At 59.3% G+C, this 9,200-nt stretch carries 10 protein-coding genes and 2 pseudogenes; 9 read left to right on the forward strand and 3 right to left on the reverse strand.

Annotated features, from left to right (window positions below):
• Window positions 1–676: 676 nt before the first annotated feature.
• The 6 genes and pseudogenes from NKJ77_RS26735 (at window position 677) to NKJ77_RS26760 (ending at window position 4,886) form a co-directional block, all read left to right on the forward strand.
• Complete coding sequence (locus NKJ77_RS26735) at window positions 677–1,846, forward strand: TlpA disulfide reductase family protein (RefSeq protein WP_352535981.1); 1,170 nt, start codon at window positions 677–679, stop codon at window positions 1,844–1,846.
• A 330-nt stretch (window positions 1,847–2,176) separates the two neighbouring features.
• Window positions 2,177–2,643: pseudogene (locus NKJ77_RS26740) on the forward strand (NifX-associated nitrogen fixation protein).
• A 25-nt stretch (window positions 2,644–2,668) separates the two neighbouring features.
• Complete coding sequence (locus tag NKJ77_RS26745; RefSeq protein ID WP_023750068.1) at window positions 2,669–2,872, forward strand: CCE_0567 family metalloprotein; 204 nt, start codon at window positions 2,669–2,671, stop codon at window positions 2,870–2,872.
• Window positions 2,869–3,183, forward strand: a complete 315-nt coding sequence (fdxB, locus tag NKJ77_RS26750) for a ferredoxin III, nif-specific (protein WP_352535982.1) — start codon at window positions 2,869–2,871, stop codon at window positions 3,181–3,183. Before NKJ77_RS26745 ends, fdxB begins: the two co-directional genes overlap by 4 nt.
• 40 nt (window positions 3,184–3,223) lie before the next feature.
• A complete protein-coding gene (locus NKJ77_RS26755; RefSeq protein ID WP_352535990.1) occupies window positions 3,224–3,532 on the forward strand; it encodes an exopolysaccharide production repressor protein in 309 nt (102 codons plus the stop codon).
• Between the two features lie 340 nt (window positions 3,533–3,872).
• Window positions 3,873–4,886, forward strand: coding sequence for a 1-aminocyclopropane-1-carboxylate deaminase (locus tag NKJ77_RS26760; RefSeq protein ID WP_352535983.1), 1,014 nt, complete (start codon window positions 3,873–3,875; stop codon window positions 4,884–4,886).
• Window positions 4,887–5,290: 404 nt separating this feature from the next.
• Here the strand turns inward: NKJ77_RS26760 and NKJ77_RS26765 are convergent.
• A pseudogene (locus NKJ77_RS26765) lies at window positions 5,291–5,473 on the reverse strand (glycine oxidase); the annotation flags it as partial.
• Between the two features lie 162 nt (window positions 5,474–5,635).
• Here NKJ77_RS26765 and NKJ77_RS26770 point away from each other — a divergent pair.
• Complete coding sequence (locus NKJ77_RS26770; RefSeq protein ID WP_352535984.1) at window positions 5,636–5,728, forward strand: hypothetical protein; 93 nt, start codon at window positions 5,636–5,638, stop codon at window positions 5,726–5,728.
• A gap of 34 nt (window positions 5,729–5,762) precedes the next feature.
• On the forward strand, window positions 5,763–5,861 hold the full coding sequence (locus NKJ77_RS26775; protein WP_352535985.1) for a hypothetical protein: 99 nt from the start codon (window positions 5,763–5,765) through the stop codon (window positions 5,859–5,861).
• Between the two features lie 407 nt (window positions 5,862–6,268).
• On the opposite strand, the gene NKJ77_RS26780 is transcribed toward NKJ77_RS26775, so the two are convergent.
• Window positions 6,269–7,672, reverse strand: coding sequence for an amidase family protein (locus tag NKJ77_RS26780; RefSeq protein ID WP_352535986.1), 1,404 nt, complete (start codon window positions 7,670–7,672; stop codon window positions 6,269–6,271).
• Between the two features lie 416 nt (window positions 7,673–8,088).
• On the opposite strand from NKJ77_RS26780, the gene NKJ77_RS26790 reads away from it, so the two are divergent.
• Window positions 8,089–8,232 carry a hypothetical protein gene (locus tag NKJ77_RS26790; protein WP_352535991.1) on the forward strand — a complete coding sequence of 48 codons (144 nt, stop codon included), beginning with the start codon at window positions 8,089–8,091 and terminating at the stop codon, window positions 8,230–8,232.
• Between the two features lie 750 nt (window positions 8,233–8,982).
• Here NKJ77_RS26790 and NKJ77_RS26795 read toward each other — a convergent pair.
• Window positions 8,983–9,200: transposase (locus tag NKJ77_RS26795; RefSeq protein WP_352535987.1), on the reverse strand; the 218-nt coding region annotated here is incomplete at its 5' end.

A 9,200-nucleotide genomic window follows, 5' to 3' on the forward strand; every position in this document is an offset into this window, starting at 1 on the left:
AGCAGGAAGCTGGGAGAGTTCACCGGCCCGGCACAGGCCGGCACTCATCCTGGCCCTCTTAGCCACGATAATCAACGTCAATCTGGCGTTATTCGCGACCCGCAGCCGGACATGACCGGCCTCATCGTGAAACTCTGGCGTTGCGGCCAGGAATTCAAGCGCAAAGCGGAAGAGGTAGGGCAGAGGCGATGCTCGGAGGGAGCGGCCCCTGCAATCGCAATGGCGTTCCGCTGAGCGACCGGAACGGCAAGAAGCTCAAGCAAGCCTTGAGGCGGACGATGATGACGTGGCTGGCGCTAGCCAACGCAGTCATGATGTCCATCTGTTCGTCCCTATGTCGAGACGTCCGTGGCCACGCTTCTGTGCCGACGCGAAGCGGGTGATGTGATGCGTGTCCAAGACCTGACAATGGCAGAAAACATGTCGCGACTAATACAACCGGCTATCTGGGCGCCCTGGAAGCTTTTTTAAGCATGATCAAGCGTTTACCGCACGGCTGCGCGTTGGCACGGCCTTTGCGAATTGATATTCAGCAACACTGAATGAAGGCTGACTGCACGCAGATGCGCAAGACGAACAATGCTCTCCCTTCGTTGAACCCTCGTGCCCCGTCTCAAAGGGGAACAAGCTTGCGCATAAGGTCACGCAACCTTTGGCAATAGCTTTGGAGGGCAAGATGATGTTGCGGATGGGGTCACCGGCTCCTTCGATCAAAGTGGAGGACTGGCTGCGTGGCGAGCCCCTTGCGAACTTCCAGCCCGGCAAAGTCTATATCCTCGAATTTTGGGCAACTTGGTCCGAACTATGTGCAGCGGAGATGCTCGATCTGATGCGGCTACAGGAGAAATACAGGGACAGCGGACTTGAGGTCGTCGCAGTCGTGGCTGATGAAGACGCTCCAACGGCCGTTGAGGCTCGCACCAAGTTAAAAGCTTGGTTGACCGAAAAGTGCTCGCATCTGAACTATCGGATCGCGTTCGACCACACAGGTGAAATGAACAAGCTTTGGATGAAACTCAGCTTTTCTGTTGGGATTCCGACTTCGTTCGTGGTCGACCGAGACGGCTGCATCGCCTTTATCGGTCATCCGAGCCAACTCGGTGAGGTTTTGCCCAAAGTGTTCAACGGCAGCTGGCCTACCAGCAACAAAGCGAAAGCCGCCGATCAGCAGCGGATCACCACAAGCGAACCCCTGGCGCGCGAACAAGCGCTGAAGAAGCCGATCGATGACAGGTTCTGGGCGGCGGTGAAGCTGGAAGATTGGAAGACGGCGCTCTGGGCGATCGAAGAGGGGATCGCCTTGATGCCGGACGACCTCAGTTTCCGCCTAGCCCATGCACATCTGTTGCTTCACAAAATTCAAGACATGTGGACCGGCTTGCCCGTGATGCGCCAGTTGGTTCGCGACGCGATCGACAAAAATTCCGAGGATTGGATAGTTTCGGCGCTAGACCAACTTTTCCATCCGGCCAATGACCATTCGCGCCTTCCCCCTGCTGAGCGCTTCGCGATGGGCAAGGAGCTGTCCGAACAGATCCTGGCGCTGAATCCCCCGCAAGGCGACAGCCCTAAGTTCGGATCCTATCCCGCGGTCGCCCGGTACTATCACGAGAACGGCAACAATGATCGCGCGATCGAGTTGGTCGAACTGGCACTGACGTCGCTGGACGGTCCGGAGCCTATCCCGGCCGAATTGAAAGAGCAGCATCTGCCGGATTTGCTGCAGGCCCTCGCCAAGTACAGGGGTGCGAAGGCTTGTTGCGGCGCTCTCTTTGCCGCTGCGCAAAACAGTTTCCCGAAGGTGCCAAAGCGCGGTCGGCCGAGGAAGAAAGATAAAAAAGGGTAATTGGTCGAAATTGCTTACTGGCCAATTCGTCCATTTCCCTGGCGTGACCGCAGCAAGGAGGTCCATGCAGCACTTGGTCGATCGTTTGCAGCAGGATCGAGGCTCGAATCTTCATGGCCTCCCGCATTGCGGCGGAAGCGATGTTCGACGCGAATTCGCGTGGAAGACTTCGCAGTCGAGGACGTGTTCAAGGTCGGCCCGAGGGACATCAATTGCGTGGAATCAGCGGCGCCGAGCCATGCGTCGGCTGCGCAAGTGTGCCCGAAGTAGGCGTCCCAGAAAACAGACATCGTCCTTCGAGGAAGAGGACTGAAATAAGGAGAATATGAAATGCCTGAAGCCGCGGTCAGCCCTGCTGTCAATGGGGACGAGGGCCATTGCCACCCCGTTTGTCAGATGCCTCGTGCGGCTGATCCGTGCTCAGGCTGCCTCCGCGTCACGGGAAGGCAAATCGGACGCCGAACTGCTGGGCGACCTCAGCATCACCAGAAAACAGCGCCGTGCGATCCCATTATCGGCGATCCCGATCCGGACGTGCTGTGGAGGTCGATATATTCTACACGGCCGTCGGGCTCAACGATCGAGGAGCGCTCCGGCCTGATGACATCGCCAACGATGGAGATGAGACCCATGGGGCTTCGGGCGATTGCTCTTCACTGGCGGGCGGTTGGTCGCTCTGTCGAGACATCCACCGGTTCGGCTTCGAGACGTTCAGGAAGCTCGCGGAGGCCGGTACGAAACTGGTCGACGATGCGACTGCAGCCACCGAAGCCTATCGCGACGTGGCACGGGCGTGAAGACACCGATTTCGAGGAAGGATCTATGTCAAAGCTGGATGAGATGGGAACGAAAGTCCGAAAGCTTCAACTGCGCGCGGCAATTGCCAAGATGAAATTGCGCGACCTTGCAGAGGATCTCCCGGGAAAATGGACGGAGATAGAGGAAGTTGCCGAGGGAGCGTCGGCCGTTTTTGCCGAGTTGGATGGTGCCAGGAGAGAGCTCGCTGCAATGAAGAAGTTACCATGAGGAGCACATTCACCACCCGCGACGGCTCCGGATGGATGCCGGAATATCTCACGGCGATAGACGGCGCGACCTGCATCGGCTGCGGCCGCTGTTTCAAAGTCTGCTCGCGCGAGGTCATGCATCTTTACGGCGTCGATGACGCGGGTGAAATCCTCGGCGCCTGCGACGAGGATGACGATTTCGATGGCGAGCTCAATCGCATGATCATGGTCGTCGATCATGCCGGCCGCTGCATTGGCTGCGGAGCCTGCGCCCGCGTCTGCCCGAAGAACTGCCAGACCCATGTTGCGGCCGACCAGGTCGCAGCATGATCTGAGGAGACAAACCAGGAGAACGGCGTTGGCCTTTAGAATGTTTTGCCGCGTCCTGGGGCTGGTGCTGTGCAGCACCGCACTGACTGTCTACTTCGCTTCTCATTCCATCGGCACAGTAGTCGTCACGACGCTGGCTTGTTCGCTGCTCCTTCAGCTGGCGTATTTCGGTAGCGTGCTCTTTCTGACCTGGCGGTCGGGTTTCGCTCGCGAAGCTGGGCAAAGGGCTGAGCATTTCGGCAGTTGCGAGGACGTTGGATGCCAATCGCCAGACCACTATGAGGTGACGAGTGACTCGGCAGATTCGCTCCCAAATCAAATGCTAGCTATATCGCTGCTGCTCCCTTGAGGCGCGATCGTGACAAGATCAGAGCTCGGATTCCCGCCACTTTCGATGAACCACGGACCTTGGGCTGATCGTTGAAGAATAGGTGTGCTTGACATGGGCAGAGGTGATCGCATTCCGGGACGTCTAATGGCGCGAGATGCAGCTATTTGGGCTCCGTAGGCATGAGAGCCGTCGCAGCACGCCGGGATGCGGGCTGCTTCGTCGCCGTGCGACGCGCTGGAAATGATGATGAGGCTCTTCTCCAACATCTCATAGCGCAGCTGTCGTCAAATCAAACACGCCTCTTGGACTGGCTGGGTGCATAGCTCAATTCAACTCGATCACGTGTTGCTGGAAAAACATGCTGCAAAATTTCGAACGCTACCCGCTCACCTTTGGACCCACGCCCATCGAGAAGCTCGACCGCCTCAGCAAGCATCTGGGGGGAAAGGTGGAAATCTACGCCAAACGCGAGGACTGCAACTCCGGTCTCGCGTTCGGCGGAAACAAGCTCCGCAAGCTCGAATACATCATCCCCGACGCGATCGCGTCAAATGCCGATACGCTTGTCTCCATCGGCGGCGTGCAGTCCAACCACACGCGGATGGTCGCCGCGGTCGCCGCCAAGATCGGCATGAAATGTCTCCTGGTTCAGGAGAGCTGGGTACCACATGAGGACGCCGTCTACGACCGGGTCGGCAACATTCTCTTGAGCCGGATCATGGGAGCAGAAGTGCGCGTTGTCGACAAGGGCTTCGATATCGGCATCCGCCGCAGTTGGGAACAGGCGCTCGATGAAGTCAAGTCAAGGGGCGGCAAACCTTATGCGATACCAGCCGGGGCGTCTGTTCACCAAAATGGCGGTCTCGGCTATGTCGGGTTCGCGGAGGAGGTGCGGGCCCAGGAGAAACAGCTTGGGTTTGCCTTCGACTACATCGTCGTTTGCACGGTCACGGGTTCCACGCACGCCGGCATGCTCGTCGGATTTGCCAAGGACGGTCGACAGCGCAACGTGATCGGTATCGATGCCTCTGCCACCCCCACCCAAACCAAGGCGCAGGTGCTTAGCATTGCCCAACATACAGCCATGCTCGTCGAGCTCGGAACGGAACTTGTCGAGGATGACGTGTTGTTGCTCGAGGACTACGCGTACCCGCGTTATGGCATTCCGTCCGAGGGAACCAAGGAGGCCATCCGCCTGTGTGCGCGGCTCGAGGGAATGATTACCGATCCCGTTTACGAGGGCAAATCGATGCAAGGGATGATCGACCTCGTCCAGAAAGGCTTCTTTCCGGAGGGGACGAGGATCCTCTACGCGCATCTCGGCGGCGCGCCGGCGATCAGCGGGTACGGCTACACCTTTCGCAACGGCTAACGCTGGGCGGATTGCGACGTTCGTGCCGCGCCGGCGATGCGCTCCAAGTTCGTTCGGGGGCTGCCCGGCAAACCGGGGGTCGGCTGTTAACTGCCGCCCAACGCGAATGTGACCGGGTTCATTCGGAATGTCTAATCGGGTCTATCTCGATGGCAATTCGCTTGGGCCGGCTTGCATGACACGCCACCGAGCGGGTCGCGAGCATGATGACCGCGGGATGGGGGACGCAGCTCATCCGTGCTTGGAACGAGGCACGAGGGAACCGTGGTCATGGGCGGCACGCTGTCGATCAAGCTCTACCTTGTATTTCATCTTTGGTATTCGGTGACGGCGATTGGCATTGTGTTTGAAAGAACATCAGGCAAGACCACCTGGTTTGTGATATTACCCACCGATCGACACAACCTTAATAGCGTTCCGTGCACCGCCGCATCCCACCAGTCGGCGGCGTCGCGTCCGAGATCCAGCACCGGCTGCTCGGCGCTTTCACGCTCGCACCATGGCGCCAGCATGCCGCCGTCGAACCATTACGCATTGCCGCCGAGGCTGTGGCTTGTCTTCGCAACCGTCACCACGGCGCGGCGGATGGCGACGCCATAATCGCCGTCGGCAATGGGTGGTGGACCACCGAGATCTCCATCGTCGCCATCCAGAACGCCAGCACGAGGTTCGCCCGATCCACTTGCCGTCACCGTTCGATCCGGCGATCGGGCCGTGCTGTTCCCCGGCCAAGCACGCCTGATGATGCCATGGCTCTTGTCCGGCAGCATATCGGCCAGGCCGTCGTGCGCGTCGGCGTCACAGTATCCGGATGGTCGGTGTCACCAATGCCTCGGAGCTGAATCCCGACCTGGTTGACGCGGCGCCAACATCCGCATGGAACGAAGCTTTTTGGCAAGGTCTAACCGCATCCTCACCAAATGGTACGGCAATCCGGTCGATAAGGCCTTCGACAGCGCGATCGCGGGCCTTTAAAAAAGGCCCCATAGCCTCTGAACCCTGACTGAAACGCCCCCCGACCAGTCGTCCAACGGTCAAATGCAGTCCGTCGTACGGGTTTGCGAGAACACCGTGTCGCGCGCACCCGAGTGCCTTCGCCAGGCGCTTGGCTCCCCTGCCAAGCTCATGCAGCCGCAGCATCGCCGCCACCTCCTCCGCCTGAAGCATCTCCTCTCTCCGCATCGTCATCGATAATGCATGAATTGCTGAATTCCCGATCCCTCCTCTGGCAGGAATATTGCTCTGTCGCCAGCTCACCGCGTCCGGCTTTGGCTATGAGGGCGACCGAAGCCGCTCGCTTATGGTGCAACTCTTCCGAGATCGGTCGCACCAGTTTCTTTCATGAGGTATGTCGCCATTACGACACTACCAGATGGGCCTAGTCAGAGCCGCGGGCGCTTGTTCGCCCATGGCTGCAACTGTTCGAATGCCGCCGAGGCCCGCAGCACGCCGAGATCATCGAAGCGTTTGCCGACAATCTGCAGTCCGACTGGCAGCCCCGCCGGAGTAAAGCCGCATGGTACGCTTGCAGCCGGGTTCCAGGACATGTTGAACGGGTAGGAGAACTCCGCCCACATGATCCAGTCCCAAGCATGCGTTGGCCAATGATCGGGCATCAGCTTCTCGGCTGGGAAAGCGGCGACTGAAGCGGACGGTGTCAATAAAAAGTCCCAATCGCGGAACCAGCGGTGGATGTTGGCAACGTATACCATCTTCCGCGCGCGCATCTCTTGATAGCGCGCGACGGAGACGTTCTCTGAATGCTTGATGCAGGCGACAAGCCCAGGGTCCATCTCTGCCTCCCATCTCGGCAGGTACGGTGCAAGGCCGGTCGCGTGGGCGGACCAGAAGAACCGGATCAGTTCCGGTCCGTCCTTCGCCCACGGGATGGGTACTTCCTCAACAATTGCGCCAAGTTCCGTAAATCGTGCGACGGCGGCCTTCACCAACTCCGCGACTTGCGGATCGACGCGAGCGACACCCAGATCGGGGCTGTAGGCGATGCGCCTGCCCTTCACGCCGTCGCGCAGCCGCGCGAGATAGTTGGCGGGCCCGACCTCGAGCGAAGTGTGGTCGAGGAAATGCTGACCGGCCATGACCTCGAGCATCAGTGCGCTGTCAGCGACGGTGCGTGTCATCGGCCCTTTGTGGTTCGTCATGTCACTTCCGGGCAGTGAATAATTCGGCACGCGCCCGAAACTGGGCTTCAGTCCAAACACACCGCTGAAATGCGCGGGCATGCGGATCGATCCGGCGCCGTCACTGCCCTGGTGCAGAGGCCCATAGCCCGCCGCTGCAGCGGCGCCTGCGCCGGCCGAGGACCCGCCGGCGTTGTAGCCGAGCTTCCACGGATTGCTGGTGATGCCCGTGAGTGGGCTGCGCGAGACACCGGTCCAGCCGAACTCAGGCATGGTGGTTTTGCCGATGACGATTGCGCCCTCGTCTCGCAGACGCAACACGAGCGGCGCATCCTCGATCGGCTGATCGCGGACGACTATCTTGCTGCCGTTCCGTGTCGGCATGTCCTTGGTGATCGAATCTTTGATCGTGACGGGCACGCCGTGCAACCGTCCGATTCGCGCACCGCTCATCAGGGCGGTTTCCGCCTTTTTCGCATCATTCATCGCGCGATCTGCGGCAAGGTAGGCGAAGGCGTTCACCTTGGGCTCCAGCTCGGTAATGCGGGACAGCAGGGCGCGCATGTACTCGACCGGCGAAATCTCTTTGGTGCGGATTAGCTGTGCCAGCTCGACGGCCGGCATAAAGCCGATGGTCTCAGGGTCCATTATCCTACCTCGCTCTAGGGCTGTTGATAGCTCACTTTATTTTTTTATGCCGATCGCGGCCGAAAGCTGGACAAAGGGGTTTTCCGGTCCGGTTAAGGCGAAGTTCCGTCGAGGCAAGCGGTCGGCCGTGCAACATCACAAAACTCCCGCTTGGCGCACTTTCACGAGCGGAGTTTGGACCAGAAACAGTCGATCGAGTGTGTTGTTATCGTAAAACCTGCGCGACATTGTTGTTTCAAAGAGCACGATTTCGCCGTGAGCAGCCCATCGGCTGGCCGACCCCCATCGAGTGATCCATGTTCAACGTTAGTGCATGCTTGATCTTTGCCCTACGGCTGGGGTGGCTGGCGAAGCTGGTCCGGGTTGGGCAGCCGGCCACAGGATTGCATCTGGTTCCGGGGTTCTGTAGTCCGAAGATGAATGCGGTCGCACCTGTTGAGGCAGGGGGCACCGTCGCCGTGCTCGGCGTGGCCTTCAAGCCCAAGGCAGGCGATATCAGCGAGGTGCAGGCGCCGGACGGCACCATCCGACCCTCGAAAGCACCTTCGCAGCTTCCATAGCCGCCGGGTCGTGTGCCCTGACCGTCAGCCCGGTTTCCGAGGACCGCGATGATGCCTTTGACGCGGTGCGAGGGCGCCGGTTTGACCGTGCTCATCTCCGAATGGAACGTCTACCGTGCGGCAACTGATCCCTCCGGCAGCGCGCCGGCTACAGGAGGAATAGCGGCATCTAGTTCCGGGAAAACGCTGGGCGCCGACGCCAATTGTCGTTTTTGTCGAGTCCGCGACACGGTGGCGGTGGGCTTCGTTGCTGATGCACTCTCATTTAAGTCTCTGAATATAAGGCGGAACATTCTTTCTGACGCTCCTTCTGCTTTGTTGGCACGACTTTTGAACCTTCCTTGTAGCGAGGCAGCAGAAGCTGCCGGCATTGGGTGGCAGAAAGCGCCCCGCGTGTTTGCAAAGCACTTGGCCAGAGAGGAAGCCTAATGGACAAGAGAATGCCTGCCGCGGCAAATGGCGGAAACTCAGGCCCGTGAGGCGCAGCTTTGGGAGGATGCATCGCGCAATGCGCTCAACCGATTGGTACGCTGCCTGTTTGCCGAGGGTTTTCTAGACTAGTTTCCGTCCATAAACGTGCGTATTTCACAGCGTTTACAAGATTTTGTGCTGGACCTGAAAGGCGCCTTTGACGGCAAGGACAGGATCAAGAGCACTAATTGTCGACAGGATGGTGTCATCGGCACGATCAAGCACAGGCCACCGCGGACGGCGTTTGCCGGCTGAGACAGCAGCAATGCCGAGTTGGGATCAGGTTTGTTGGAGGCGAGTGAAGAGGTTGTAAGCCACGACCGAGGACCAGACGTAGGTCTTGAAGTGGTCAAGTCCGCGCCAGGTGCAGCGTGCCAAGCCGTAAGCGCGTTTGAGGCAAGAGATGCCAGCTTCGATGCCGGCACGGAAGTTGCGCAGCTTGCGATACACCCAGCGGCTCTTGACCATGTCCTCGATCTTGATGCCGCATTTTTTGT

The sequence above is a fragment of the Mesorhizobium sp. M0052 genome (assembly GCF_040323255.1).
Classification (GTDB): Bacteria; Pseudomonadota; Alphaproteobacteria; order Rhizobiales; family Rhizobiaceae; genus Mesorhizobium.

Coding starts and splice junctions, on each gene's coding strand:
- NKJ77_RS26735 (WP_352535981.1), top strand. CDS start 677: ATGATGTTGCGGATGGGGTCACCGGCTCCTTCGATCAAAGTGGAGGAC.
- NKJ77_RS26745 (WP_023750068.1), top strand. CDS start 2,669: ATGTCAAAGCTGGATGAGATGGGAACGAAAGTCCGAAAGCTTCAACTG.
- fdxB (WP_352535982.1), top strand. CDS start 2,869: ATGAGGAGCACATTCACCACCCGCGACGGCTCCGGATGGATGCCGGAA.
- NKJ77_RS26755 (WP_352535990.1), top strand. CDS start 3,224: ATGTTTTGCCGCGTCCTGGGGCTGGTGCTGTGCAGCACCGCACTGACT.
- NKJ77_RS26760 (WP_352535983.1), top strand. CDS start 3,873: ATGCTGCAAAATTTCGAACGCTACCCGCTCACCTTTGGACCCACGCCC.
- NKJ77_RS26770 (WP_352535984.1), top strand. CDS start 5,636: ATGGCTCTTGTCCGGCAGCATATCGGCCAGGCCGTCGTGCGCGTCGGC.
- NKJ77_RS26775 (WP_352535985.1), top strand. CDS start 5,763: ATGGAACGAAGCTTTTTGGCAAGGTCTAACCGCATCCTCACCAAATGG.
- NKJ77_RS26780 (WP_352535986.1), bottom strand. CDS start 7,672: ATGGACCCTGAGACCATCGGCTTTATGCCGGCCGTCGAGCTGGCACAG.
- NKJ77_RS26790 (WP_352535991.1), top strand. CDS start 8,089: ATGAATGCGGTCGCACCTGTTGAGGCAGGGGGCACCGTCGCCGTGCTC.